This window comes from Allosphingosinicella sp., from assembly GCF_059502505.1.
On sequence record NZ_JCACEU010000017.1, the window covers coordinates 18385 to 42118 of the forward strand.

Consider the following 23734-nt stretch of genomic DNA (forward strand, 5'->3'; position numbering starts at 1 on the left):
AACCTTTCTTGGGGTCAAACCGCTCGCTCGACGAGCATCTTCTTGGTTTCCGCGATCGCCTTGGCCGGGTTGAGGCCCTTGGGGCAGACGTTCGCGCAGTTCATGATGGTGTGGCAGCGGTAGAGGCGGAATGGGTCCTCGAGCTCGTCGAGGCGCTCGCCGGTCATCTCGTCGCGGCTGTCGGCGAGCCAGCGATAAGCCTGGAGCAGGATGGCGGGACCGAGGAAGCGGTCGCTGTTCCACCAGTAGCTTGGGCAGGAGGAGGAGCAGCAGGCGCACAGGATGCACTCGTAGAGGCCGTCGAGCTTGGCGCGGTCCTCCGGCGACTGCAGGCGCTCCTTGCCGGACGGATCCGGCGTCACCGTCTTCAGCCACGGCTCGATCGACGCATATTGCGCGAAGAAGTGGGTGAAGTCCGGCACCAGGTCCTTGATCACGTCCATGTGCGGCAGCGGCGTAATGCGGATCTCGCCCTTATAATCCTCGATCGCGGTCGTGCAGGCGAGACCGTTGCGGCCGTTGATGTTCATCGAGCAGGAGCCGCAAATGCCCTCGCGGCAGGAGCGGCGGAAGGTGAGGCTGGGGTCGGCCTCGCTCTTCATCTTGATGAGCGCGTCGAGCACCATCGGCCCGGTCTCGTCGAGGTTCAGCTCGAACGTATCGTAGCGGGGATTCTCGCCGCTGTCGGGATCGTAGCGGTAGATCTTGAACTTCCTGATCCGCCCGCCGCCGTTCGCAGCCTTGTGGGTGCGGCCCTTGCCGGTGATCTTGCTGTTCTTGGGAAGCGTGAATTCGGCCATGGCAAGTCCCCCTTCGCTACGCCCGGATAGCTGGAAGCGCGGCGCTGCTCAATGGTCGAGGAGCCCGTGACGGCGGAGGCTCTCGCAGAGGATCGTCTCGATCAGCTGCGACTGAGTGAGACCGGCCAGCGCGGCGGAGCGGCCATAGACTTTTTCCGACCAGAGATTGGCGTTGAGATTGACCTCGAGGAAATTGACGGTGCCGGTGTCGCGGTCGACGCGGAACTCGTAGCGGCCATAGTCGAAGGGCTGGAATTCCTTCAGCATCTCGCGGGTCTGGGCGTGGATGGTGGCGTAGAGCGGATCGTCCGACCCGAACGGCACGAGCTGATATTTGTGAGCGCGTTCGACGAGGTCGCGCTTCTCGTAATAGGTGCGCAGGTGCGACGGATCGGCCTGCTCGAACATCAGCATCGGCATGATGGTGGGTTCGCCGTCGATGGTGATGACCGGCACCTCGACGTCGCTGCCGTTGAGGAACGGCTCGACGATCGCATCGTGGCCCTCGCTGTGGATGCTGCGGATCGCGGCTTCGACCCCGCCCCAATCGCGCGCGTCCTGCACGCCCCACGAGGCGGAGGAGGCGTTGGGCTTGATCACCAGCCGCTCGCCGGCCGGGCAGCGCGACTGTTCGACCGGCGCGCCGCGGCGATAGATCGCCCAGGGTGCGGTCGGGATGCCGCGGGCGGCGCACGCCATTTTGGTCAGATGCTTGTCGTCGCCGAGGCCGCGCAGGATCGGGCTGGCGCCGAGGAAGGGGATGCCGTGGCGCTTACAGAGTAGGGGCAGCAGCATCTCGCTGTTGAGGAAGCCGCCGCGGTTGAGGAGCGGGAAGACGAAATCGACGTCGGGCTTGTCGAACAAGGCCTCGTAACGGTTCTCCAGGACGAGGTTGAGCCCGAGGCCCTTGAGGATCTCGCGCACCTCGACATGATAGAGGGCATGATTGCCGTCCTCCGGGTGCAGCCCACCCTCCCATCTCGCATGCTTGGCGATGAACATGATGCGGAGGCGGCTTTTCGCCTCCTCCGGAATGGTGAGCGGGGTGACCTGGGGTTGCACTTGATGCCCTTCAGCTTGGCGGAACGACGCGCGCCGCCCCTCGGGCGCGGCCATAATCCGGCCACGCTATACGGCCAAGTGGGGCCGCAATATGGCTGAACCCACCGACGCGCCCGCGACTCTCCTCATGACGACGGGCGGCGATGCCCGTATCGTGCTGAACCCGGAGACCGGGCTCAACAAATACTTCTCCGCGCCTCGGCCGAGCGACGTGCTCGCCTACGCCTCCTCGACCGCCAACGACATTTCGCCGGCGGCCTTCGCCCATGTCGAAGCGCGGCTGCGGGAGATCGCGGCCGAAGGCGAGCTGTCCGCGCAAGGCTATGCGGGGGCGCTGGAGGCGCTGCGCGGCCGCATCCGCGGCGCCTACGCCATCCCGGACGACGTGGCGGTGGTGTTCGCGCCTTCGGGCACCGACCTCGAATATGTCGCGCTCGCCTGCACCGGCGGCAAGGCGGCGGCGGGCACGCACAACATCCTGCTCGGCGCCGACGAGGTGGGGAGCGGCTGCATCTACTCCGCCTACGGCCAGTATTTTGCCGAAAGCACCGCCGTTGTGATGGCGACACAGCCGGGCGTGCCGGTGCCCGGCCTGGGGGAGACCCATGTCGAGTTGATCGACATCCCGGTCCGCGATGCTGCCGGCTACGGCCGCCGCTCGTCGGAGATCAGCGAGGCGATCGAGGAGGCGATCGGCAACGCGCAGGCGGCCGAGCGGCATCCGCTGGTGCATGTCGTCCACGGCTCCAAGACCGGGCTGATCCTGCCGACGATAGGCGACATCGATCGGCTGCAGGCGGCGCATGAAGCGACGTTCGTGGTCGATGCGTGCCAGGCGCGGATCACGTCGGCGGCGATCTCGGACTATCTGCAACGCGGTGCGATCGTCTTCGTGACCGGCTCCAAGTTCATGGGCGGGCCGCCGTTCAGCGGGTTCGCGCTGGTGCCACGCGGGCTGGCTGAGGGTGCTCAGCCGCTGCCGGTGGGCTTCGCGACCATCTTCCGCCGCGCCGAATGGCCGAATGCGTGGCCCGGCGCCGAGCAGCTTCCCGACAGCGCCAATCTCGGCCTGCTGCTGCGCCTCGAGGCTTCCATTTTCGAGCTGGAGCGGTTCCAGAAGCTGTCGCTGGAACAGGTCACGCGAGTCATCCTCGCCTTTCATGCTGCCGTCCGCCGCGAGATCGTGGAGACGCTCGGCGCCCGGCGGGTCGCGCCTTATCCGCCAGGGGACAAGTTCGAGGCCGACAGCCACCCGATCGAGATGCGCACCCTTTCGACACTCGATTTGTCGGGCCTCGGCGGCGGCGCCTGGAGCTTCGAGGACGCGCAAAGCTGGCACAAGCAACTGCTTGGCCACGGTATCCGGCTCGGGCAGCCGGTCAAATGCGTGAAGCTCGACGACGGCCGCTGGGGGGCGACGCTGCGCATCGGCCTCACCATGTGGCAGCTGGCCGAACGCGCCGCGCTGGACGATGCGGCGCTGGCGCGGGCCTTCGAGAGGGACATGGCCAGGGTCGCGGATGCCTTGCGAGCGGTCGCGGCTCAGCCCAGCGGCCGGCAGTAACGCTCGCGTTCCTCCGGCTTCGCCCTGAGGCGCATCTCGAGATAATATTTGGTCATTGCTTCGATGCGTCCGGGGTCCTCGCCGGCGACGAACTCCGCCGCGTCCCGCCGCCAACCCATCGCGCAGGCATCGCTACTTTGGCTGCCGGCGGCGCAGTCGAGCAGATTGTCGTAGGCCGTTCGCCAGGTCTGGAACTGGACGCGGGTCATCGGCTTGCCGTGGCCGGGAACCAGCGTGACGAAAGGCGTCGCTGCGATGGCATCCAGTGCCGTGCGCCACCCTTCGGGGCAGGCGGTATCCATGAACGGCACGACATCGACCACCAGATCGCCGACGATCGCGACCTTGGTCGCCGGATCATAGATCCAGAGATCGGCCTCGGTGGCGGCGAACGGCGCGACGTTCAGGTGCAGCGCCTTGCCGGCGATCGTGACGGTGCTTGACGTGGCGAACGGGTGGTCCGGGCGCAGCGGTGCCGGGTCTGCCATCACCGCCAAGAAGCGCCGGACCTCGGCCTGGCGCTCCGGCGGGATCTGGCCAGCGGCGAGCCCCGCCTCGGTCCGTTCGCGGCTGTCGCGCAGGAAGGTCTTCAGCGCCCCCTCCACGGCCGGGGTCGCGTAGATCTCCGCCTTCGGGTGCGCGGCGCGGATGTCGCCATTGCCGGTCGCATGGTCCAGATGCCAGTGGGTGTTGACGATCGCCGCGATCGGCCGCTTCCGCTCCCGCGCGAAAGCGAGCAGCCGGTCGCGATGCTCCGGATGCCGCCCGGTATCGACCAGGATCAGGCCCTCCGGCGCCTCGATGAAGATGCTGTTCCCGTCCGGACCCTTGTGGGCGGTGACCTGGCCTTCGATCAGCGTGATCCCGGGCGCAACTTGCACCGGCTGGGTGGCCGCCGCCGCGGCCAGAAGGATCGTCAGCATCGTCGCTTCACCCGCCTTTCATTGCGAGGCGAAGGTGGATCGAAGCAGCAACCTCTCCAACCGCTCGACTGCGAACGCGCGCAAGCGTTCGACGAGCGGCTGGCTCAGTAAACCCGCGCCTTGGGCTTGATGTAGGCGATCTCGTCGGTGAGCGTGTATTCGTGGACCGGGCGGTAATCGATCCGCACCGTGCCGCCCTTGCCGCCCCAGCCGTCGAACCAGGCGCAGGTGTGCTTCATCCAGTTGGCGTCGTCGCGGTCCGGATAGTCCTCGTGCGCGTGGGCGCCGCGGCTTTCCTGGCGGTTGACGGCGCCGGCGATGGTGACGCTCGCCTGGGCGATGAGGTTGTCGAGCTCCAGCGTCTCGATGAGGTCGCTGTTCCAGATCAGGCTGCGGTCGGTGACGTGGATGTCGTTCATCCGCTGGTAGACGGCGGCGAGCTTGTCGACGCCCTCGCGCAGCAGCTCGTCGTTGCGGAACACGGCGCAATGCGCCTGCATTACGCGCTGCATGTCGGTCCGGATCTGCGCCGTCGGCGAACCGCCCGACGCATTGCGGAAGTGGTCGAGCCGGCCGAGCGAAAGGTCCGAGCCGTCCTTGGGCAAAGGCGCCTGGGCAGCGCCCGCCTTGAGGGTTTCCGAGAGGCGGAGGCCGGTGGCGCGGCCGAACACGACGAGGTCGATCAGGCTGTTGGAGCCGAGGCGGTTGGCGCCGTGCACCGACACGCAGGCCGCCTCGCCGACTGCGAACAGACCCGGCACGACACTGTCCGGATTGCCGTCCTTCAGCGTCACTACCTCGCCGTGGAAGTTGGTCGGGATGCCGCCCATATTGTAGTGCACGGTCGGCGTAACCGGCAGCGGCTGGCGCGTCAGGTCCACACCCGCGAACACCTTGCCGGACTCGGTGATGCCGGGCAGTCGCTCGGCCAGCACCTTCGGATCGATATGATCGAGGTGGAGGTAGATATGATCCTTGTGCGGACCGACGCCGCGGCCTTCGCGGATCTCGATCGCCATCGAACGTGACACGACGTCGCGCGACGCCAGGTCCTTGGCGGAGGGGGCGTAGCGCTCCATGAAGCGCTCGCCCTCGCTGTTGGTGAGGTAGCCGCCCTCGCCGCGCGCGCCCTCGGTGATGAGGACCCCGGCGCCGTAGATGCCGGTCGGGTGGAACTGGACGAACTCGCAATCCTGCAGGGGAAGCCCCGCCCGCAGCACCATCGCGCCGCCGTCGCCGGTGCAGGTATGGGCGGAGGTGGCGGTGAAATATGCCCGGCCGTAGCCGCCGGTCGCGAGCACCACGGCCTGGGCGCGGAAGCGGTGGATCGAACCATCGTCCATGCACAGAGCGATCACGCCCCGGCAGACGCCATTCTCCATGATCAGATCGATCGCGAAATATTCGATGAAGAAGTCCGCGTCGTATTTCAGGCTCTGCTGGTAGAGCGCGTGCAGCATCGCGTGGCCGGTGCGGTCGGCGGCGGCGCAGGTGCGCTGGGCCGGCGGTCCCTCACCCATATTCTGCATCATGCCGCCGAACGGGCGCTGGTAGATCTTGCCCTCGGCGGTGCGGCTGAACGGCACGCCGGCATGTTCCAACTCGTAGACAGCCGCGGGCGCCTCGCGCACCAGATATTCGATCGCGTCCTGGTCGCCGAGCCAGTCGGAGCCCTTGACGGTGTCGTACATGTGCCACGTCCAATGGTCAGGGCTCATGTTGCCGAGGCTGGCCGAGATGCCGCCCTGCGCGGCGACGGTGTGGCTGCGGGTCGGGAACACTTTGGTGATGCAGGCGGTCTTGAGGCCGCCCTGCGCCGAACCCATGGTCGCCCGGAGGCCCGCGCCGCCGGCGCCGACGACGACCACGTCATAGATATGGTCGATGATCTTATAGGCTTCGGCCATCAGTTGTCCCCCCCGGTGAAGGCAATCTTCAGGACCGAGAAGAAGGCGAGCGCCCCAAGCGCGATCGCGATGAAGTTGGTGATCGTGATGGTGAAGAGCTTCATGCCCTCCTCATGCACATAATCCTCGACGATCACCTGCATGCCGAGCTTGGCGTGCCAGAAGGTCGAGACGATCAGGAGCAGCATTGGCACCGCCGCCAAGGGCGAGGCCAGCCACTGCGTCACCATGTCGTAATCGAGCCGCGGCAGCCGCAGCAGCGCGACCAGCAGCCAGATGAACAGGATCAGGGTGGAGACGGAGGTCAGCCGCTCCAGCCACCAGTGATGCGCGCCCGACTTGGCCGAGCCGAGGCCGCGGACGCGGCCGATCGCACTTCCCTGTTTCATGCGCGCACCCCCAGAATGTAGAGCCACAGCAGCACCGTCAGCACCGCCGCGCCGACGACCGTCATCGTCGCCCAGAATTTGTTGGTCGACAACTCGTAGCCGGCGCCCATGTCCATGACGAAATGGCGGACGCCGGAAAGCGTGTGCTGGAACAGCGCCCAGGTGAGGCCGATGCCGATGACGACGCCGTACCAGCTCGTCGCATGACCTAGGAAATAATCGTAATATTCCTCGCTGGTCGCGGCCGCCGCCAGCCACCAGACGAGGGCGAGGATGCCGACCGTGGCGAGGCCGCCGCCGGTGACGCGGTGCAGGATCGAGACCAGCATGTGCGGGCCCCATTTCCAGATCGTCAGATGCGGCGACATCGGGCGCGAGGGATTGCGGTGCATGTTCTGTGTCCCCCTTAGAGGGATCCCCAAGATCATGCTTCGCGGGGACCCGGGACCGCTTTTAGGCCTTGGACGGCAGGTTGCAAGGGTGGGCGAGGAGCGGTGTGCTAATGCGAGAGGAAGGAGGTGACGGTCTCGACGAAGGCTAGCTCGCTGCTCTGTCGCAGTATCACAGCGGGAGCCACGGGCGAAATGCCTGCTCTCGTCAGGCTCTGGAGATTGGGAGGACCCCGCTCGGTATCCAGGGAGGAGATCCGGGCGGGGCCAGCTCACCACATGGGGGACGGTGAGCCGATCCCGATATAGGAAGTTTCAGTTTCATTTCGAGACCTAAGCGCACACTTTGTGCGCTCACCCCGAAGGCATGACTAACGCCATCTTAACCACTGGCTCCCTAACTGGCAGCGACACCGATTGGGGAAGTGGCAGGACCGATGGCAGGCGCGGACGAGCTGATGGGGCCGGTGATGAACGCGCAGCGTTTCGCGATGTTCGATGGTAAAGGCGATCTCGTCGAGAATGCGCGCGAGCTGTGGAGCATCATCGAGGACGACGTGCATCGCGTCGCCCGGTCCTTCTGGATCCGCTACCTCCGCTCGCCGGAGGTCAACACCCGGGTGGACGAGGCCAAGCTCGAGAGCCTGACGCGTCGGATCTTCCCCTTCCTGAAGCGGATGCTCACCGATCCCGCCAGTGAGGCCTGGGTCGAGACGGCGGGCGAATATGTATCGATGGCGTTCAGCGCCAAGATCTCGATGACGAGCATCTTCTCAGGCATCGCCGGCCAGGGCGAGGCGATGCACGAGATCCTGGTCGACCGGCTGTCGGACGAGCCCGCAAAGCTCGCCCGCATGATCAAGGCGGTGACGCAGGTCACCATCCTCGAGATGGACGTGTTCGCCTCGCATTTCGATCGCCTGCGCCAGCGCGACGAGCGGGAGCGGCGGCAGTCGCGGGGGAATGAGTTCAACAAGGAGATGCTGGGCGTCGTCGAGCGCACCGCGGCGGAGAGCCAGAAATTGCGGGCGCAGGCCTGCGACGCATCGGCGGCGACGCGAGGAATGCTCGGCAAGACTTCGGAAGTCGCCGCGGCGGCCGAGCAGTCCGCGGTGGCGATGCGCGAGGCGGCGCAGACCGCAGCGGGCCTCATCCGCGCGATCGAGGATGCCAGGAACGAAGTGGAGACCGCGGCCGACGTCGCGACCCGCGCCGGCGGCCAGGCCTCCGAGGCGGTCAAGGTCAGCCAGGCGCTCAGCGGCCATGTCGAGGCGATCGAATCGATCCTGTCGCTGATCCGGGAGATTGCGGGGCAGACGAATCTGCTCGCGCTCAATGCGACGATCGAGGCGGCGCGGGCCGGCGATGCCGGGCGCGGCTTCGCGGTGGTGGCGCAGGAGGTGAAGTCGCTCGCCAGCCAGACGGCGCGGGCGACCGATGACATTACGGCTAAGATAACCGCTATCCAGCAGGCGACGCACCACACTGTCGATGCGAACAGCGCGATCCTGATGACGGTGGAGGAAGTGCAGCTTTCGGCCGACCGCATCCGCCAGGCGATGGAGACGCAGGCGCAGACGGTGACGATGATCACCGCCGCGGTCGACGAGACCGCATTGGCCGCCGATTCGATGTCCTCGACGATCGCCTCGATCCGCGCCGACACAGACCGGGTGGCGAGCGAGATCGACGAGGTGGAGCGCGACTTCGGCCAGGTGGACGAGCAGCTCGCCCGGTTCAAGGACGCGACCAGCCGCTTCCTGAGGAGCTACGCGGCCTAAGCTTTGCTTTACCGGCGGGCGTGTATCCTCGCGCCCAAGGGCAGGGGGACATCGACATGGCCGCCGAATTTCACGTGAACGAGGACGGTACCAAGTTGCAGAAGCTGACCGGGGGCCAGATCGAGGCCCGTCTTGCCGCCTATAATCCCGATGGCGCCTTTGAGCGCGACCTTGCCTGGCTGTGGCGGGAGGCCGGCGAGGCAATCGACTGGGCAGTGCGCACCGATGCCGGCGACGATGCCGCGGCGCAGATGCGTGAGCGCTTCACGCGACCGGTTGACGCCAAGTGGATCGAGAACGTCGCCGCCTTCGGTATCGAGATCTACACCAGCAAGCGCTCGGTACCGTCGGTGATGGAGCGGCGCGCGCGCGTCGCCGCCGCGATCAGCGAGAAACTGCGCGAGCATTTCGCCGACGATGCGGACAAGCTCGGCTCTGCCGACCTCATCATCCACCGGCTCTCGGCTTACGAGAGCGACATCATCCTGGCGCAGGTCGCCCTCCTTGAGGCGAACGAGGCTGCCGAGGCGCGCGGGCGCGAGAGCGAGCGGTTCGAGCAGACTGTCGCCTCGCTCGTCGCTGCCACCGCGTTGGAATCTCAGAGCCTGAGGGAGCGCACCGTCTCCACCTCCGGCGCGGCGCGCGGCATGCTCGGCAAGACCTCCGAGGTCGCCGCGGCTGCCGAGCAATCGGCGGTCGCCATGCGCGAGGCGGCGCAGACCGCTGCCGGCCTAATCCGCGCGATCGAGGACGCGAGGAGCGAAGTCGAGGTCGCCGCCGAAGTCGCCACCCGCGCCGGCAGCCAGGCCGCGGACGCGGTCAAGGTCAGCCACGCCCTTTCCGGCCACGTCGAGGCGATCGAATCGATTCTGAGCCTGATCCGCGACATTGCCGGCCAGACCAACCTGCTGGCCCTCAACGCCACGATCGAGGCCGCCCGCGCCGGCGATGCGGGCCGCGGCTTCGCGGTCGTGGCGCAGGAAGTGAAGTCGCTCGCCGCCCAGACGGCGCGGGCGACGGACGATATCACCGGCAAGATCACGGCCATCCAGCAGGCGACGAAGCAGACCGTCGATGCCAACGGCTCGATCCGGCAGACGGTCGAGGACGTGCAGAGCTCGGCCGATCGCATTCGCCGCGCCATGGAGACCCAGGCGCAGACGGTGACGATGATCACGGCTGCCGTCGACGAGACCGCGTTGGCGGCAGATTCGATGTCTTCCACGATCGCGGCGATCCGCGCCGACACCGACAAGGTGGCGAGCGAGATCGACCAGGTGGAAAGCGGCTTCGAGCGCGTCAGCGGCCAGCTCGCCCGCTTCCGCTCAACCACGAGCGAATTCGTCAGCAACTTCGCGGCCTAGACCTCACCCGTGCCGGTGCCTATCGGGCTCGGCATGGAAAAGCTGAACATCCTCGTCACCGGCACCAGCCGGGGCATCGGCAAGTCGATCCTCTCGGCCCTGGCTGCGCACAATGTGGTCGGCCACTCGACGCGCGGGGGAGAGGGGGCGGTGGCGGCCGACCTCTCCGATCCTGAGGCGGCGCGGGCGCTTTGGTGGGAGGCGATGGGGAGGCTCGACGGGAGCGTCGACGTGCTCGTCAACAATGCCGGCATCTTCGAGGCGGCGCCGATCGAGCAGGCGGATGAGGCCTGGGTCGCGGCCTGGGAGCGGACGATGCAGGTCAACCTCACCGCGTCGGCGGAGCTGTGCCGGCTGGCGGTGCTCCATTTCCGCGAAAAGGGTGGCGGCCGGATCGTCAATGTTGCGAGCCGCGCCGCCTATCGCGGCGACTCGCCCCAGCACTGGCATTATGCCGCGTCCAAGGCGGGCATGATCGGCATGACGAAGTCGATTGCGCGCGGATATGCCCGCGAGAACATCCTCGCCTTTGCGGTCTGCCCGGGCTTCACCATGACCGGCATGGCGGAGGATTATCTGGAGAGCCGCGGCGGCGCCAAGCTGCTCGCCGACATTCCCCTGGGCCGCGTCGCCTCGGCAGACGAGGTGGCGGAGACGGTGCGCTGGCTTGCGGTCGACGCGCCGCCATCGGCGACGGGGGCGGTGATCGACGTCAACGGGGCCAGTTTTGTCCGCTAGCTGGAAGATCAGCCTCCCCTGCACCAAGGGGGAAGCGGAGGCGATTGCCGGCGACATCAGCGAGCTTGTCGGGCTCGATCCGCCGCCGGTGCTGATGACGAGCGAACCCGATTCCGACGCCCCGGATGCATGGCGGCTCGATGCCTATGTCGAACGGGAGCCGGACGCTGCCTTCATCGCGTTGCTGAGATCGCTCGTGCCGAGCGCCGCCGGGGCCGAGCCGGTGATCGAGGCGGTCGAGGAGCAGGACTGGGTGACGCTGAGTCAGGAGGGGCTGGAGCCGATCCGCACCGGCCACTTCTTCGTCCATACGCCCGCCCATCGCGAGCATGTTCCCGCGGATGCGATGCCGATCGAGATCGACGCGGGCCGCGCGTTCGGCACCGGGCAGCATGAGACCACCACCGGCTGCCTGCTCGCGCTGGAGCGGATGAAGGGGGAGGGGCTGAGCTTCGGCAACATCCTCGACCTCGGCACCGGCACTGGTTTGCTCGCCTTCGCCGCACTGAAGCTGTGGCCGGCTGCCAAGGCGGCGGCTTCCGACATCGATCCGGTCTCGATCGAGGTCGCCGAGGAGAATGCGGCGATCAACGGCATCCGCCTCGGCCGCGCGCGCGGGCAGCTGGAGCTCGTCGTGGCGCCGGGGCTGGAGCACGGCCGCCTCAAGGCGCGAGCGCCGTACGATCTCATCATCGCCAATATCCTGGCGGGTCCGCTGATCGACCTCGCGCCGTCGATCGCGGCGGCACTGGAGGCGGGTGGGCGCCTGATCCTGGCCGGCCTGCTCGACAGCCAGGCCGACAGCGTCGCCGCCGCCTATCGGCGCCAGGGGCTGATGCTGAGCTTCACCATCCCGCGCGGCGACTGGCCGACCCTGGCGATGCGCAAGCGCAAGGCGCTCGGCTGGCGCTAGGGCCTCATTGCGCCGCGGCGACGAGACTGTTCCAGCCCGCTTCGTCGATGACCTCGATGCCGAGCTCTGCCGCTTTCTTGAGCTTCGAGCCGGCGCCGGGGCCGGCGATTACCAGGTCGGTCTTGGCCGAGACGGAGCCGGCCACCTTGGCCCCCAATGCCTCGGCCTGGGCCTTGGCTTCGTCGCGGGAGAGGGTTTCGAGGCTGCCGGTGAAGACGAGGGTCTTGCCGCTGACCGGCGACTCCCTCGTCTCCCAGATGACATCCTCGGGTTCGACGCCCGCGGTGAACAGGTCGGCGAGCACCTCGCGATTGTGCGGCTCCTCGAAGAAGTCGAGGATGGCGTTGGCGACTTCGGGCCCGATGCCGGGGGTCTCGATCGCGGCTACCACCCCCTTGTCGCGGCGCTGGAGGAACTTGCGCTCCTCCTCGCCTAAAGCGGGCTGCATCTCCTGCCGGACCTTCAGCGACTGATCGATCATCGCCTGGAGGTTGACCCAGCTGCGGAAGCGGCGGGCAAGGTCGCGGGCGGTGACTTCGCCGACATGGCGGATGCCGAGCGCGAAGAGGAAGCGGTCGAGCGGCGGGCGGCGCTTGGCATCGATCGCGGCGATCAGGTTGGCGGCGCTGATCTCGGCCCAGCGCTCGCGCTTCAGCAGCTCTTCCTTGCTGAGGCGGAAGATGTCGGCGGGCGACTGGAGCAGGCCGTCGCGGAAGAAGCTCTCGATATGGGTGATGCCGAGGCCTTCGATGTCGAGGGCGTGGCGGGAGACGAAATGGCGCAGGCGCTCGACGCGCTGGGCGGGGCAGATGAGGCCGCCGGTGCAGCGCACGTCGACCTCCCCCTCCTCGCGCACGGCTTCGGAGCCGCATTGGGGGCAGGTGTCGGGGAAGAGGTAGGGCGGCAGGTCGGCGTCGGGGGTCAGGTTCTCCAGCACCTGGGGGATGACGTCGCCGGCGCGCTGGATGCGGACGCGGTCGCCGGGGCGGACGCCGAGGCGTTCGATCTCGTCCTTGTTGTGGAGGGTCGCGTTGGTGACGGTGACGCCGCCGACGCTGACAGGAGTGAGCCGAGCTACCGGGGTGAGCTTGCCGGTGCGGCCGACCTGGATGTCGATCGCCTCCAGCAGGGTTTCCGCTTTCTCGGCCGGGAATTTGTGGGCGAGCGCCCAGCGCGGGGCGCGGGAGACGAAGCCCAAGCGCTCCTGCCAGTCGAGGCGGTCGACCTTGTAGACGACACCGTCGATGTCGAAGGCGAGGTCGGCGCGCTTGGCCTCGATCATGCGATAATGGGCGAGGAGAGCTTCGGCGTCGGTGAAGCGGCCGAGGTCCTGCGCGATCGGGACGCCCCAGGATGCGATCGCCTGCATGACCTCGAACTGGGTGCGGGCGGGGAGGGCGGAGACCTCGCCCCAGCCATGGGCGTAGAAGCGGAGCGGCCGCGAGGCGGTGACCGCCGGGTCCTTCTGGCGGAGCGAGCCGGCTGCCGCGTTGCGCGGGTTGGCGAACTGGCGCGCCTTGTCGGGATCCTCGGCTTCGGCGCGGAGGCGGGCGTTGAGGGCGGCGAAATCTGCCTTCGACATGTAGACCTCGCCGCGAATCTCGAACACGTCCGGCGCGCCCGCGAGCCGGTGGGGAATGTCCGCGATGGTGCGGGCGTTCGGCGTCACGTCCTCCCCGGTCGTGCCATCGCCGCGGGTGGCCGCGAGGACCAGCGCGCCATTTTCGTAGCGGAGCGAACAGGAGAGGCCGTCGATCTTCGGTTCTGCCGTGAGCGCGACTTCCTCGTCGACTGGAAGGCTCAGGAAGCGCCGCACACGGCCGAGGAACTCGGCGACCTCGCCATCCGAGAAGGCGTTTTCGAGGCTGAGCATCGGCAGCTTGTGCCGCACCTTGGCAAGGTGGGCCGCCGGCGCCGCGCCGACCTGCCGTGAAGGGCTGTCCTCGCGCACCAGATGCGGGAATTGCGCCTCCAGCTCGGCATTGCGCCGCACAAGCGCGTCATAATCCGCGTCGGAAATCTCCGGCGCGTCCTCGCTGTGGTAGAGCCGATTGTGGCGGGCGATCTCTGCGGCCAGGCGCTCCAGCTCGTCGGCGGCTTCGGTGTCGGTCGGGCTCCCGCTCATGGCCGGGTGCATAGAAGGGTCAGGCGGCTTCGAGCAACCGGCTCGCCTGCGCCCGCGCCTCGTCAGTCACCTGCGCGCCGGAGAGCATGCGGGCGATTTCCTCGCGACGCCTGCCCTCGTCGAGCGCTTGGACGCTGGTGCGGGTGACGGTGCCGGCGTGGCTCTTCTCGATGAGCAGGTGGCTCTTGCCGCGGGCGGCGACCTGGGGGCTGTGGGTGACGACGAGAAGCTGCGCGCTTTCGGCGAGGCGGTGGAGGCGCTCGCCGATCGCGCTGGCGACGGCGCCGCCGACGCCGCGGTCGATCTCGTCGAAGATCATGGTGGTGGCGCCGCCCTGCTGGGCCAGCGCGACCTTGAGGGCGAGGATGAAGCGGGAGAGCTCGCCGCCGCTGGCGATCTTCGCGAGCGGGGCGAAGGGCGCGCCGGGATTGGTCGAGATCTCGAACTCGACGCGGTCGCGGCCGGATTCGGCGCCTTCCTCCAGCCGCGTCACCATGGTGCGGAAGCGGGCGGCGTCGAGCTTGAGCGGGCGCAGCTCCGCCGCGACGGCCTGATCGAGGCGCGCCGCTGCCGTTTCGCGCTGGGCCGTGAGAGCGTTGGCGGCGGATGCGTAGGCTGCCGATGCCGAGGCGAGATCGGCTTCGAGGGCGGAGATGCGGCCGCCGCCGGACTGGAGCGCGTCGAGGCGGGCGGACAGCTCTTCCGACAATGCGGCGAGATCGTCGGGCGCGACGCGGTGCTTGCGGGCGGCGGCGCGGATCTCGAACAGGCGCGCTTCGGCCTCCTCGAGCCGGGCGGGCTCGAATGCGAGCTGCTCGACCGCGCGGGCGAGCTTGTCCTCGGCCTCGGCGGCTTCGATCACGGCGCGGTCGATCGCGCCTAAGGCCTGGCCGAGCAGCTCGTGCTCGGACGCGATGCGGTCGAGGCGGCGCGCGGCCTGGCGGAGGAGGGCGAGGGCGCCGTCGGACCCTTCGAGCTGCTCGCCGATGGTGGCAAGCTCGCCGCTGAGGCGCTGGCCGGTCTGCATAGAGGCGCGGAGGGTGGCGAGGCTTTCCTCCTCGCCCGGCTGGGGGGCGAGCGCGTGGAGCTCGGCCACGGCATGTTCCAGCCACTCGCGGTCGCGCTCGGCGGCGTCCTGTTCGGCCCGAGCGGACGCGAGCGCCGCTCTGGCTTTTTGGACCGCCTGCCAGGCGCGGGAGACGGGGCCGGTGTCGAGGCCGCCATAGGTGTCGAGGAGGGCGCGGTGGCCGCGCGGGTTGAGGAGGCCGCGATCGTCATGCTGACCGTGTATCTCCACCAGGGTGGCGCCGAGCTCGCGCAGCAGTCCGGCCGAGGCGGACTGGTCGTTGACGAGGGCGCGGCTGCCGCCGTCCGCCTTGACGATGCGGCGGATGACGAGCGGCTCGCCCGGCTCGCCGGCAAGGCCGTTCTCGTCGAGCAGCGACCAGGCGGCGTGACCGGACGGGATTTCGAAGGTGACGGTGACGACCGCCTGCGGCTGGCCGCTGCGGACGAGGCCGCTGTCGGCGCGGGCGCCGAGCGCGAGCCCGAGGGCATCAAGCAGGATCGACTTGCCGGCACCGGTTTCGCCAGTCAGCACGCCCAGGCCCGCCCCGAACTCGAGGTCGAGCGTCTCGATGAGGACGACATCGCGGATGGAGAGGGCGGTCAGCATGACGTGCCCATCAGCACGTCACACCGGCGAACGCCGGGGTCTCAGCGGGACTAGCTGTGACTTCTCGTCCTGAGATCCCAGCCTTCGCCGGGATGACGAGACACATGGATCAGCTCGAGGTGGCGGCGGCCGTTTGCGTCGGCGCGTGGCGCTGGACCAGCTCGTAGGCGCGCTGGTACCATTTGGTGCCGGGATAGTTCGCGCCGAGCACGGCCGCGGACTTGCGTGCTTCCTCCGGAATGCCGAGCGCCAGATAGGATTCGGTGAGGCGCATCAGCGCTTCCGGCGTGTGGGTGGTCGTCTGATATTCATCGACCACGTTGCGGAAACGGACGACCGAGGCGAGCCACTCGTTGCGGCGCTGGTAGAAGCGGCCGATCTCCATCTCCTTGCCGGCGAGGTGATCGCGGACGAGGTCGACCTTGAGACGCGAATCGGAGGCATAGTCGGTGTTCGGATAGCGCCGCACCACCTCGCCGAGCGCGTCGAGCGCCTGCTTGGTGATCGACTGATCGCGGTTCACGTCCTCGATCTGCTCGTAATAATTGAGCGCGACGAGATAGGTCGCGTAGGGCGCGTCCTTGTTGCCCGGGTGGATGGCGAGGAAGCGGCGGGCGCTGTCGACCGACTTCTGGTGATCCTTGGCGAGATAATAGCTGAACGCGCTCATCAGCTGCGCACGGCGCGCCCACACCGAATAGGGATGCTGGCGCTCGACCTCGTCGAACAGGGCTGCCGCGACATTATACTGGCGCGCGTCCAGCTTCTGCTTGGCCGCATTGTAGAGCGTGTTGACGTCGCTCGCGACATATTGGGTGTCGGCGCGGCTGCGATTGCCGCCGCCGCCGAGGCCCGCGCAGGCGGTAAGAGGAGCGAGGGCGGCCACGATCAGGAACGCGGCAAGGGAACGCGAATACTTGTGCATGACGGGCTTCTTAGCGGAGCCGTTAAGGAAGGCCAAGCGCCACATGGGGCCAGTGCGGCGGGCCGGACGAGGTTAGGGCCCGGCGCGATCTCTCGCACCGGGCCCCGCCCTCGTTACGCGACTCGAGGGGTCCCGTGAGGGCGCGGCCTCAGCCGCACCCGAAGCTTTCTGGCTTAGCGGCGGCAGCTGCTCTTGCCGACTTCGCGGCCGAGCAGGGCGCCGACCACGCCGCCGAGCACGGTGCCGGTGGTGCGGTTGCCGCGGCCGGCAATCTCACGGCCGAGCAAGGCGCCGCCCGCACCGCCGACGATCGTGCCGGTGGTGCCGCTGCAGCGGCGGTAGCTGTTCCGGTTGTAGCTGTTGCGGCCGTAATAACGGTCGCCGCGAGCGTAGCGGTCGCCGCGATAGCTCTGCGAATAATAACCGTTGCGATAGCCGTCGCGATAATAACCCTGCGCCTGGGCAGCGGCCGGCAGCGCGGTCAGAGCGGCGGCAGCGGCAGCGGCCGAAAGGGTGATCTTCTTAAGCATGGCACAAACTCCTTTGTCTCCGGTCGGCGGCGCCGGGGAAGGCATGCGCCGGCCGTCGTCGATTGAGCCCTTATGACCTGATTCGCTTGAGCCGGTCCTGAATGTCCCCGTCAGCGATTGTTCATCGATTTTAAGGGTGTAGCGGCGGTTCCTCGACCGCTAGGAGGTGCAGAGATGCGTAGCTTCCTGCTCCTCCTCGCCCTGCCGCTGCTGGCGACGTTCGCGCCGAAGAGCCTGACCAATTACGCCGACATTCCGGGCGATCCGCTGCTCTGGGTGGAGCGGGTGCCGCTCCGCGAGGAGGCGCAGGGAAACAGGCGGCTGGGCGCGCTGACGTTCATCGAAGGCTGGTCGCTGAGGAGCAACCATCCTTATTTCGGCGGGATCTCCGCCATTCATGTCGCGGGGCGGCGGGTGTTTGCGCTCAGCGACGGCGGCATCACGTCGCATTTCGACCTGCCGACGCGGCCCGGCCGCATTGCGATCCGGATGAGGGACCTCCCGGAGATGACCGGCCAGCGCAAGAAGGCGCGCGACAGCGAGGCGATGGCGGTGCACGGCGACCGCTTCTGGGTGGCGTTCGAGCGCGAGAATGCGGTGATCCGCTATGCGCGCGGCGGCTGGCGGCGCGAGGCCGCGGCCTATCCGGCGGAGATGCGCAAATGGCCGCTCAATTCGGGCAGCGAGGCGATGGTGCGGCTGCGCGACGGCCGCTTCCTGATCCTGTCGGAAGGCAAACGCCTGCCGGACGGCGCGACCGAGGCGTTGCTGTTCGCGGGCGATCCCGCGGAGAAGGGGACGAAGGTGGTTCGGCTCGGCTATCGTGCGCCGGAGGGTTTTCGGATCACCGACGCGGCGGAGCTGTCGGATGGCCGGCTGCTGTTCCTCAATCGTCGCATCTCGATCCTGGACGGCATCCAGGTCAAGCTGACGGTGGCGGAGAAGCCGGAGCTCGGGGAAAGGGCGGTGCTGAGCGGGCGCGAACTCGCGCATTTCGAGCCGCCGGTGACGACCGACAATTACGAAGCGCTGAGCATAGGCGAGGAAGATGGCCGCACGATCGTCTGGATCGCGTCGGACGATAATTTCATGGGGTTCCAGCGCACCCTTCTGATGAAGTTCGCGCTGGAGTGATTTTCTTCGTCCTGAAACCCGCTCTACCCAGGGTGACGGAGTTAGGCGGCAGCCTGCTCGGCGCCCTTCTTGGCGATCTCGCGCTTCAGGCGGCGGGCCTTGAGGCTGAGCTTCTCGTCCGAGGTCTTGGCGAGCCAGTTGTCGAGGCCGCCGACATGCTCGACCGAGCGGAGGCCGCTCATCGACACGCGAAGGCTGATGCCGCGGCCGAGGGAGTCCGAGATCAAGGTCACGTTCTGCAGATTCGGCAGGAAGGTGCGCTTGGTCTTGTTGTTGGCGTGGGAAACGTTGTGGCCCACCTGCCGGCCCTTGCCGGTCAGCTCGCAAATGCGCGACATAATGTCCTCTGAGATGCTATGCGGGGGCCACGAGGCCCCTGAAAGTGCGGCCAGATAGAGCGAAGGGCGGCTTTCGTCAACCGCTCTTGGCGAGCCGCCGCAGGAGGAGAACGGAAGAGTTCGTTGCGGGGGTGCAACCGAATCCGATAACCTGCGTTGGGGTGCCGACAAGCCGCTCAGGCTCTTCAGTGGAGGAACATATGTCACGTAAGCTTCTCGGCATCCTGGCGGTGATCGTCGTCATTGCCATCATCCTGTTCGCGACCGGCTTCTGGAGCGCGGACGTCAAGGAAGGCGCGCTTCCGGACGTCGACGTGAGCGCCGAGGGCGGCGCCCTGCCGGAAGTCGACGTCGATTCGAAGGAAGTCGTGGTTGGCACCACCGAGACCAACATCGAGGTGCCGAAGATTGAGACCGAGACCGAAACGGTCGACGTGCCGGCGGTCGGCGTCAAGGACAACGGCGAGGAATAATCGCCATGGGCCGCGGCGGCGATGTTTGGATCGCTGCCGCGGCATCTCCTGCTTTTCTTGCGGCGTAGCCGGAGCCCGGCTGCGCCGCTAATTCGTGCTCATGACCTTCCCGCTTCCCGATCCGATGCGGATCGCGCTCGACCGCGCCCGTGCCGCCGCTGCCGCGGGCGAGGTTCCGGTCGGTGCCGTCGTGATGCGGAACGGGGAGGTGCTCGCCGCCACCGCCAATGCGATGCGCAGCGGCCACGATCCCACCGCCCATGCCGAGATAATGGCGCTGCGCGAAGCGGCGCGGGCGATCGGCAGCTCCCGGCTGGACGGCTGCGACCTCTGGGTAACGCTGGAGCCCTGTGCGATGTGCGCCGGGGCGATCGCGCTAGCGCGGATCGAGCGCCTTTATTTCGCGGCTGCGGATCCCAAGGGCGGCGCGGTGCTGCACGGGCCGCGTCTCTTCTCGCAGCCCACGTGCCATCACGCGCCGCAAATCTATGGCGGGATCGGCGAAAGCGAGGCTGCTGCGCTGCTCCGGGAATTCTTCCAGCAGCGTCGCACCTGACGAAAAGGGCGCCGGAAGATCCGACGCCCCTCTTCATTGGCCAGTCGTTTGATCAGCCCGCTTCGGTCGCGGGGACGATGCGGATTTCGACGCGGCGATTCTGGGCGCGGCCGGTTTCGGTGCCGTTCTCGGCGATCGGACGCGACGAGCCGAAGCCCTGGGTCGCGATGCGGGCCGGGTTCACCCCGCGCTGCGACAGATAATCGGCGACCGACTGGGCACGGTTCTGCGATAGCGGGATGTTGATGCGGTCGCCGCCGCTCGGGTCGGTGTGGCCGTAGACGTCGACGAGCGTCTGCGGATAGGCGGCGAGGGTCTGCGACACCTGATCGAGCGTGGCATAAAATTGCGGCTGGATCTGATAGCTGTTGATCGGGAAGGTGATTCCGGCCGGCACGGTCAGCAGCAATTCGTCGCCGTCGCGCTCGATGACGACGCCGCTGCCCGCCGTGCGCTGGCGAAGCTCCCGCTCCTGCCGGTCCATATACTGGCCGGCCGCGGCGCCCGCGATGGTGCCGATGCCGGCGCCGACGATCCGCTCGGTGCGGTCGCGGCGGCCGCCGACCAGATCGCCCAGGAAGTATCCCGCGACGGCGCCGACGCCGGCGCCGATGGCGGTGCGGGTCTGGAACTCGCGCTCGCCCGTCTCCGGATTGGTGACGCAGGCGGTGGTGGTGAGGAGAGCCGCGGCGGCGGCACCCGCAAGGATACGCTTACTGAAGAACATAGGATTCCTTTCCCGTTGATCGGGTCATTTGGACTGCGGACTTAACCGCCGTTCGCGAATGCTTGTTCCATGGCCGGGCGGACCCATATGCAGCCTCCATATTGTCCAAGCCCAGGAAGAGCGGCTACACGATCAGCCGCAGCCCATGCCGCCTCCCCCTCCTCCCAGCCCGTTTCCGTGGTTCGACGTCGCGATCATTCTCGTGCTGATCGCGCTCAACGGCGTGTTCGCGATGTCGGAGCTGGCGATCGTCTCGGCGCGCGAGGCGCGGCTGAAGGGGCTGGTAAAGAACGGGCGCAAGGGCGCGCAGACGGCGCTGGACCTTGCCGCCGATCCCGGCCGCTTCCTCTCGACAGTGCAGATCGGGATCACCCTCATCGGCATTCTTGCCGGCGCCTATTCGGGCGCGAGCCTGGGCGGCCCGGTGGGGGAGCGGCTGGCCCTGCTCGGCCTCGAGCCGGACACGGCGCGCTCGGTCGGCTTCGGCGTGGTGATCGCGCTCACCACCTACGCCTCGCTGATCATCGGCGAGCTGGTGCCCAAGCAGTTCGCGTTGCGCGCCGCCGAGCCGATCGCGGTGGTGATGGCGCCGGTCATGCTGGTCCTCGCCAAGGTCACGGCGCCGCTCGTCTGGCTGCTCGACCGCACCAGCGCGCTGATCTTCCGGCTGCTCGGGCTGCAGCGGGAATCGGAAAATCGGGTGACGGCGGAGGAGCTTCACCTGGTGGTCGCGGAGGCGCATCATGCCGGCGTCATCGAGGAGAATGAGCGGGCGATCATCTCCGGCGTCGTCCGCCTCGCCGACCGGCCGACGCGTGAAGTCATGACGCCGCGTACCGACGTCGACTGGATCGACGTCGACGCAGATCCGGAGGCGATCCGGGAGCGGCTGCTCGAGACGCCGCACAGCCGCCTGCCGGTGGCGGAAGGCTCTGTCGATAAGCTGGTCGGCGTGGTCCAGCTTCGCGACATCGTCGTCGCTCAGATCGAGGGGCGGCCGCTCAACCTGCGCGAGCTGGTCAAGGAAGCGCCGATCGTGCCGGATCAGATGGATGCGATGGACGCGCTGGCGGTGCTGCGCGCGGCCGAGGTGCCGATGGCCTTCGTCCATGACGAATATGGCCATTTCGACGGGCTGCTGACGCCGAACGACCTGCTGCAGGCTCTGGCCGGGGTGTTCGCATCGGACCAGAATGGGGACAGCGATCCGCCGCTGGTCGAGCGCGAGGACGGGAGCTGGCTGATCTCCGGCTGGCTCGCCGCCGACACGCTCGCCGACACGCTCTGCATCACCCTGCCCGAGGACCGCGATTATGCGACTGCGGCGGGGCTCGCTCTTGCGGTGCTCAAGCACCTGCCGGTGGTCGGCGAGACCTTCGCCTTCGGCGGCTGGCGCTGGGAGATCGTCGACATGGACGGCCACAAGATCGACAAGCTGCTCGCCAGCCCGGAGCGGCGGCGGGACTGAGCAATCGGCTCAGTTCTCAGGCGCCGCCGAGTTTCCCGAAGCGAGCCTCGAAGCCGTCGGTGTCGCCGCGGGCGAGGTAGCTGGCCTGCTCGACCACGCGGTCCCGCGAGAGCCGGCCGCGGAAGGCGCCGAGCCGGTCGTCGAGCATCGACACCTCGGTGGCGCTGAGGCCGGCGAGCTGGTCGAAGCGGATGATGCCGTTCTCGTTCAGCTTCTGGGCGAGCTTGGGGCCCACTCCCTTGAGCATCTGGAGATTGTCGGGCGGGCCGCTCGCGGCGCCCGGCAGCTCCGAATGGGCGCGGACGCCGAGCAGCTGACCGGCGACGTCGGTCGCGGCGGCCGCGCCCTGATCGGCGACGCCGCGGCGTTCATGGGTGTCGATGCCGTCGCGGATCGGCCGGCTGCGCGGCGGATCGGCCGCGCGCGCCTTGGTGACGGGCGGCGGCTCGCGCGGGGTGTCGAGATGGGGACGGGCGGTGTTGTCGACATCGATGCGGATATCGCTGCCGGCGCGCGGGCGGCGGAACATCCACCAGCCGATCACGAGGCCCACGAGGAGGGCGATGATGATGGGAAGAAGATTGGCGTCGACGACGGTCATCATGACGAAGGCAGGTCCTCGGAAGTCACGCTTTTACAGATAGCTGTCCCGCTTCGGCCGACCGAAGAAGAACCAGGAGATGCCGACGCCCAGAAGATAGGCGGCGACGATGGGAATGAGGGTTTCGACGAGCAGCGGCATCATCGGGTCTCCACTGCCGGGGCGGGCGCGTCGGACCAGCGCATGTCGGCGACACCCTCGGTCTCGCGAACCAGGTCGTTGACGCCCTTGAGGCTGCCCTGGCCCTCGCGCTGGAACTCGTCGGCCTGGCCGGAGAGAATCGCGACGCGGGCCATCGGATCGCGCTGCATCCGCACCTCGACCGGCACTTCGGTCCGGGCGACGGCCGTCTGGGCTTCGGTCTCGATCTTGCGCAGGAGCGCCTCGCCATTGCCGAGCGGGCCGTGGTGGATCCAGCCCATCGCCACGACCGCCGCCAGGCCGATCAGGAACTTCACCGCAGGCGTCATAGGTTACGCTCTCCCAAGCCTCCCTTTACGCCAAGCTATGCACCTGTCCAGCGAGTCGGGGAACAGGCGCGGCGGCGGCGGCTCTGGTTTCGCCCTCCGCCACTCGGTAGGAGAGCCGCGGACATGGACTTCAGCTTCGCCGATCTTCTCCCCTTCCTGCTGATCGGCTTTGCCGCGCAGCTGGTCGACGGCGCGCTCGGCATGGCGTTCGGGGTCATCTCCAGCACCCTTCTGCTCAGCATGGGCGTGCCGCCGGCCGCAGCGTCGGCCGGGGTGCATACGGTGGAGAGCTTCACCACCGCCGTGTCCGGCATCAGCCACGCGCTTCATCGCAACATCGACGTCAGATTGTTCGCCCGGCTCGTCATACCCGGCGTGATCGGCGGCGTGATCGGCGCCTATGTGCTGACCGAGATCCATGCCGACGTCGCGCGACCGGTGGTGCTCACCTATTTGTCGCTGATCGGCCTGTTCCTGATCTGGCGCGCCTCCGGCCACCCGCCGCACGAGCGCGATCCGCGCGTCATCGCCCCGATCGGCCTCGTCGGCGGCTTCCTCGATGCGGCCGGCGGCGGCGGCTGGGGGCCGGTCGTGACCAGCAACCTGCTCATCCAGGGCGCTTCGCCACGCAAGGTGATCGGCACCGTCAGCGCGGCCGAGTTCTTCCTCACCGTCACCATTTCGGCGACCTTCATCGCCGCCCTCGGCGTCGAGGCGTTCACCAAGGCAACGCTCGGCCTCCTGATCGGCGGCGTACTGGCGGCGCCGATCGGCGCCTATATGGCCAAGCGCGTGCCGGCGCGGCCGCTGCTGATGATGGTTGGCATCGTCCTCACCCTCACCAGCGGCTACGGGGTCTGGAGAGCGCTCGCCTAAGACCGC

Annotated in this window: 24 protein-coding genes; 10 read left to right on the plus strand and 14 right to left on the minus strand. The window is 67.9% G+C overall.

The features are described 5' to 3' along the window. Nucleotides 1–14: 14 nt before the first annotated feature. Together AC5JBD_RS11880 and AC5JBD_RS11885 are read right to left on the minus strand one after the other, a co-directional pair. The gene (locus AC5JBD_RS11880; RefSeq protein WP_495722027.1) at nt 15–800 is read right to left on the minus strand and encodes a succinate dehydrogenase iron-sulfur subunit; all 786 of its coding nucleotides are present in this window, start codon (nt 798–800) and stop codon (nt 15–17) included. A gap of 48 nt (nt 801–848) precedes the next feature. Continuing rightward, nucleotides 849–1916 (minus strand): D-alanine--D-alanine ligase family protein, encoded by a 1068-nt coding sequence (locus tag AC5JBD_RS11885; protein WP_495722028.1) that lies wholly within the window; start codon nt 1914–1916, stop codon nt 849–851. Between the two features lie 37 nt (nt 1917–1953). Between AC5JBD_RS11885 and AC5JBD_RS11890 the strand changes: the two genes are divergently transcribed. Next, nucleotides 1954–3426: a PLP-dependent aminotransferase family protein gene (locus tag AC5JBD_RS11890; protein WP_495722029.1), complete on the plus strand. Its 1473-nt coding sequence runs from the start codon at nt 1954–1956 to the stop codon at nt 3424–3426. On the opposite strand, the gene AC5JBD_RS11895 is transcribed toward AC5JBD_RS11890, so the two are convergent. The 4 genes from AC5JBD_RS11895 to sdhC form a co-directional block, all read right to left on the minus strand. After that, nucleotides 3405–4349 (minus strand): MBL fold metallo-hydrolase, encoded by a 945-nt coding sequence (locus AC5JBD_RS11895; RefSeq protein ID WP_495722030.1) that lies wholly within the window; start codon nt 4347–4349, stop codon nt 3405–3407. The genes AC5JBD_RS11890 and AC5JBD_RS11895 overlap by 22 nt on opposite strands. A 104-nt stretch (nt 4350–4453) precedes the next feature. Then, nucleotides 4454–6256, minus strand: a complete 1803-nt coding sequence (gene sdhA, locus AC5JBD_RS11900) for a succinate dehydrogenase flavoprotein subunit (protein WP_495722031.1) — start codon at nt 6254–6256, stop codon at nt 4454–4456. Continuing rightward, nucleotides 6256–6645, minus strand: coding sequence for a succinate dehydrogenase, hydrophobic membrane anchor protein (gene sdhD, locus AC5JBD_RS11905; protein WP_495722032.1), 390 nt, complete (start codon nt 6643–6645; stop codon nt 6256–6258). The genes sdhA and sdhD overlap by 1 nt, the downstream gene beginning before the upstream one ends. Further along, nucleotides 6642–7037, minus strand: a complete 396-nt coding sequence (sdhC, locus tag AC5JBD_RS11910) for a succinate dehydrogenase, cytochrome b556 subunit (RefSeq protein WP_495722033.1) — start codon at nt 7035–7037, stop codon at nt 6642–6644. Before sdhC ends, sdhD begins: the two co-directional genes overlap by 4 nt. 434 nt (nt 7038–7471) lie before the next feature. Here sdhC and AC5JBD_RS11915 point away from each other — a divergent pair, with 434 nt between their 5' ends. The 4 genes from AC5JBD_RS11915 to AC5JBD_RS11930 are packed head-to-tail and all read left to right on the plus strand — an operon-like array spanning nt 7472 to nt 11830. Continuing rightward, nucleotides 7472–8815, plus strand: coding sequence for a methyl-accepting chemotaxis protein (locus AC5JBD_RS11915; protein ID WP_495722034.1), 1344 nt, complete (start codon nt 7472–7474; stop codon nt 8813–8815). Nucleotides 8816–8871: 56 nt separating this feature from the next. Continuing rightward, nucleotides 8872–10179 carry a methyl-accepting chemotaxis protein gene (locus AC5JBD_RS11920; RefSeq protein ID WP_495722035.1) on the plus strand — a complete coding sequence of 436 codons (1308 nt, stop codon included), beginning with the start codon at nt 8872–8874 and terminating at the stop codon, nt 10177–10179. A gap of 33 nt (nt 10180–10212) precedes the next feature. Beyond that, nucleotides 10213–10917, plus strand: coding sequence for an SDR family NAD(P)-dependent oxidoreductase (locus AC5JBD_RS11925; RefSeq protein ID WP_495722036.1), 705 nt, complete (start codon nt 10213–10215; stop codon nt 10915–10917). Further along, on the plus strand, nt 10907–11830 hold the full coding sequence (locus AC5JBD_RS11930; RefSeq protein ID WP_495722037.1) for a 50S ribosomal protein L11 methyltransferase: 924 nt from the start codon (nt 10907–10909) through the stop codon (nt 11828–11830). Before AC5JBD_RS11925 ends, AC5JBD_RS11930 begins: the two co-directional genes overlap by 11 nt. Before the next feature lie 4 nt (nt 11831–11834). Here AC5JBD_RS11930 and ligA read toward each other — a convergent pair whose 3' ends face one another. The 4 genes from ligA to AC5JBD_RS11950 form a co-directional block, all read right to left on the minus strand. Further along, nucleotides 11835–13955, minus strand: a complete 2121-nt coding sequence (ligA, locus tag AC5JBD_RS11935) for an NAD-dependent DNA ligase LigA (protein ID WP_495722038.1) — start codon at nt 13953–13955, stop codon at nt 11835–11837. A 19-nt stretch (nt 13956–13974) separates the two neighbouring features. Further along, on the minus strand, nt 13975–15630 hold the full coding sequence (recN, locus tag AC5JBD_RS11940; RefSeq protein ID WP_495722039.1) for a DNA repair protein RecN: 1656 nt from the start codon (nt 15628–15630) through the stop codon (nt 13975–13977). A gap of 109 nt (nt 15631–15739) precedes the next feature. Further along, a complete protein-coding gene (locus AC5JBD_RS11945; protein WP_495722040.1) occupies nt 15740–16555 on the minus strand; it encodes an outer membrane protein assembly factor BamD in 816 nt (271 codons plus the stop codon). A gap of 173 nt (nt 16556–16728) precedes the next feature. Beyond that, a complete protein-coding gene (locus AC5JBD_RS11950; protein WP_495722041.1) occupies nt 16729–17085 on the minus strand; it encodes a glycine zipper 2TM domain-containing protein in 357 nt (118 codons plus the stop codon). 174 nt (nt 17086–17259) lie between these two features. Between AC5JBD_RS11950 and AC5JBD_RS11955 the strand changes: the two genes are divergently transcribed. After that, complete coding sequence (locus tag AC5JBD_RS11955; protein WP_495722042.1) at nt 17260–18219, plus strand: esterase-like activity of phytase family protein; 960 nt, start codon at nt 17260–17262, stop codon at nt 18217–18219. A gap of 41 nt (nt 18220–18260) precedes the next feature. Here the strand turns inward: AC5JBD_RS11955 and rpmB are convergent, their stop codons facing one another. Beyond that, the gene (gene rpmB, locus AC5JBD_RS11960) at nt 18261–18557 is read right to left on the minus strand and encodes a 50S ribosomal protein L28 (RefSeq protein WP_495722043.1); all 297 of its coding nucleotides are present in this window, start codon (nt 18555–18557) and stop codon (nt 18261–18263) included. A 200-nt stretch (nt 18558–18757) separates the two neighbouring features. Here rpmB and AC5JBD_RS11965 point away from each other — a divergent pair, with 200 nt between their 5' ends. Together AC5JBD_RS11965 and AC5JBD_RS11970 are read left to right on the plus strand one after the other, a co-directional pair. Next, nucleotides 18758–19030, plus strand: a complete 273-nt coding sequence (locus AC5JBD_RS11965; protein WP_495722044.1) for a hypothetical protein — start codon at nt 18758–18760, stop codon at nt 19028–19030. A 100-nt stretch (nt 19031–19130) separates the two neighbouring features. Continuing rightward, nucleotides 19131–19586 (plus strand): nucleoside deaminase, encoded by a 456-nt coding sequence (locus tag AC5JBD_RS11970; RefSeq protein WP_495722118.1) that lies wholly within the window; start codon nt 19131–19133, stop codon nt 19584–19586. A gap of 52 nt (nt 19587–19638) precedes the next feature. Here AC5JBD_RS11970 and AC5JBD_RS11975 read toward each other — a convergent pair whose 3' ends face one another. Further along, entirely contained in the window at nt 19639–20313 is a 675-nt protein-coding gene (locus AC5JBD_RS11975) for a YiaD family glycine zipper/OmpA-like lipoprotein (RefSeq protein ID WP_495722045.1), read from the minus strand. Nucleotides 20314–20458: 145 nt separating this feature from the next. Between AC5JBD_RS11975 and AC5JBD_RS11980 the strand changes: the two genes are divergently transcribed. Beyond that, nucleotides 20459–21781 carry a hemolysin family protein gene (locus AC5JBD_RS11980; RefSeq protein ID WP_495722046.1) on the plus strand — a complete coding sequence of 441 codons (1323 nt, stop codon included), beginning with the start codon at nt 20459–20461 and terminating at the stop codon, nt 21779–21781. A gap of 16 nt (nt 21782–21797) precedes the next feature. Here the strand turns inward: AC5JBD_RS11980 and AC5JBD_RS11985 are convergent, their stop codons facing one another. Then, nucleotides 21798–22385: a helix-hairpin-helix domain-containing protein gene (locus AC5JBD_RS11985; RefSeq protein WP_495722047.1), complete on the minus strand. Its 588-nt coding sequence runs from the start codon at nt 22383–22385 to the stop codon at nt 21798–21800. Nucleotides 22386–22522: 137 nt separating this feature from the next. Then, nucleotides 22523–22852: a hypothetical protein gene (locus AC5JBD_RS11990; protein ID WP_495722048.1), complete on the minus strand. Its 330-nt coding sequence runs from the start codon at nt 22850–22852 to the stop codon at nt 22523–22525. A gap of 123 nt (nt 22853–22975) precedes the next feature. Here AC5JBD_RS11990 and AC5JBD_RS11995 point away from each other — a divergent pair, with 123 nt between their 5' ends. Next, the gene (locus AC5JBD_RS11995) at nt 22976–23728 is read left to right on the plus strand and encodes a sulfite exporter TauE/SafE family protein (RefSeq protein WP_495722049.1); all 753 of its coding nucleotides are present in this window, start codon (nt 22976–22978) and stop codon (nt 23726–23728) included. The last annotated feature ends 6 nt before the right edge of the window (nt 23729–23734 follow it).

Bases quoted from the DNA above. Each gene is read 5' to 3' on its own strand.
- AC5JBD_RS11920 (WP_495722035.1), top strand. From the start codon at position 8,872: ATGGCCGCCGAATTTCACGTGAACGAGGACGGTACCAAGTTGCAGAAG.
- ligA (WP_495722038.1), bottom strand. From the start codon at position 13,955: ATGAGCGGGAGCCCGACCGACACCGAAGCCGCCGACGAGCTGGAGCGC.
- AC5JBD_RS11945 (WP_495722040.1), bottom strand. From the start codon at position 16,555: ATGCACAAGTATTCGCGTTCCCTTGCCGCGTTCCTGATCGTGGCCGCC.
- AC5JBD_RS11925 (WP_495722036.1), top strand. From the start codon at position 10,213: ATGGAAAAGCTGAACATCCTCGTCACCGGCACCAGCCGGGGCATCGGC.
- AC5JBD_RS11965 (WP_495722044.1), top strand. From the start codon at position 18,758: ATGTCACGTAAGCTTCTCGGCATCCTGGCGGTGATCGTCGTCATTGCC.
- sdhD (WP_495722032.1), bottom strand. From the start codon at position 6,645: ATGAAACAGGGAAGTGCGATCGGCCGCGTCCGCGGCCTCGGCTCGGCC.
- AC5JBD_RS11980 (WP_495722046.1), top strand. From the start codon at position 20,459: ATGCCGCCTCCCCCTCCTCCCAGCCCGTTTCCGTGGTTCGACGTCGCG.
- AC5JBD_RS11975 (WP_495722045.1), bottom strand. From the start codon at position 20,313: ATGTTCTTCAGTAAGCGTATCCTTGCGGGTGCCGCCGCCGCGGCTCTC.
- sdhC (WP_495722033.1), bottom strand. From the start codon at position 7,037: ATGCACCGCAATCCCTCGCGCCCGATGTCGCCGCATCTGACGATCTGG.
- AC5JBD_RS11880 (WP_495722027.1), bottom strand. From the start codon at position 800: ATGGCCGAATTCACGCTTCCCAAGAACAGCAAGATCACCGGCAAGGGC.
- AC5JBD_RS11950 (WP_495722041.1), bottom strand. From the start codon at position 17,085: ATGCTTAAGAAGATCACCCTTTCGGCCGCTGCCGCTGCCGCCGCTCTG.
- AC5JBD_RS11990 (WP_495722048.1), bottom strand. From the start codon at position 22,852: ATGACGCCTGCGGTGAAGTTCCTGATCGGCCTGGCGGCGGTCGTGGCG.
- recN (WP_495722039.1), bottom strand. From the start codon at position 15,630: ATGCTGACCGCCCTCTCCATCCGCGATGTCGTCCTCATCGAGACGCTC.
- AC5JBD_RS11915 (WP_495722034.1), top strand. From the start codon at position 7,472: ATGGCAGGCGCGGACGAGCTGATGGGGCCGGTGATGAACGCGCAGCGT.
- AC5JBD_RS11970 (WP_495722118.1), top strand. From the start codon at position 19,131: ATGACCTTCCCGCTTCCCGATCCGATGCGGATCGCGCTCGACCGCGCC.
- AC5JBD_RS11995 (WP_495722049.1), top strand. From the start codon at position 22,976: ATGGACTTCAGCTTCGCCGATCTTCTCCCCTTCCTGCTGATCGGCTTT.
- rpmB (WP_495722043.1), bottom strand. From the start codon at position 18,557: ATGTCGCGCATTTGCGAGCTGACCGGCAAGGGCCGGCAGGTGGGCCAC.
- AC5JBD_RS11895 (WP_495722030.1), bottom strand. From the start codon at position 4,349: ATGCTGACGATCCTTCTGGCCGCGGCGGCGGCCACCCAGCCGGTGCAA.
- AC5JBD_RS11985 (WP_495722047.1), bottom strand. From the start codon at position 22,385: ATGATGACCGTCGTCGACGCCAATCTTCTTCCCATCATCATCGCCCTC.
- AC5JBD_RS11955 (WP_495722042.1), top strand. From the start codon at position 17,260: ATGCGTAGCTTCCTGCTCCTCCTCGCCCTGCCGCTGCTGGCGACGTTC.
- AC5JBD_RS11885 (WP_495722028.1), bottom strand. From the start codon at position 1,916: ATGGCCGCGCCCGAGGGGCGGCGCGCGTCGTTCCGCCAAGCTGAAGGG.
- sdhA (WP_495722031.1), bottom strand. From the start codon at position 6,256: ATGGCCGAAGCCTATAAGATCATCGACCATATCTATGACGTGGTCGTC.
- AC5JBD_RS11890 (WP_495722029.1), top strand. From the start codon at position 1,954: ATGGCTGAACCCACCGACGCGCCCGCGACTCTCCTCATGACGACGGGC.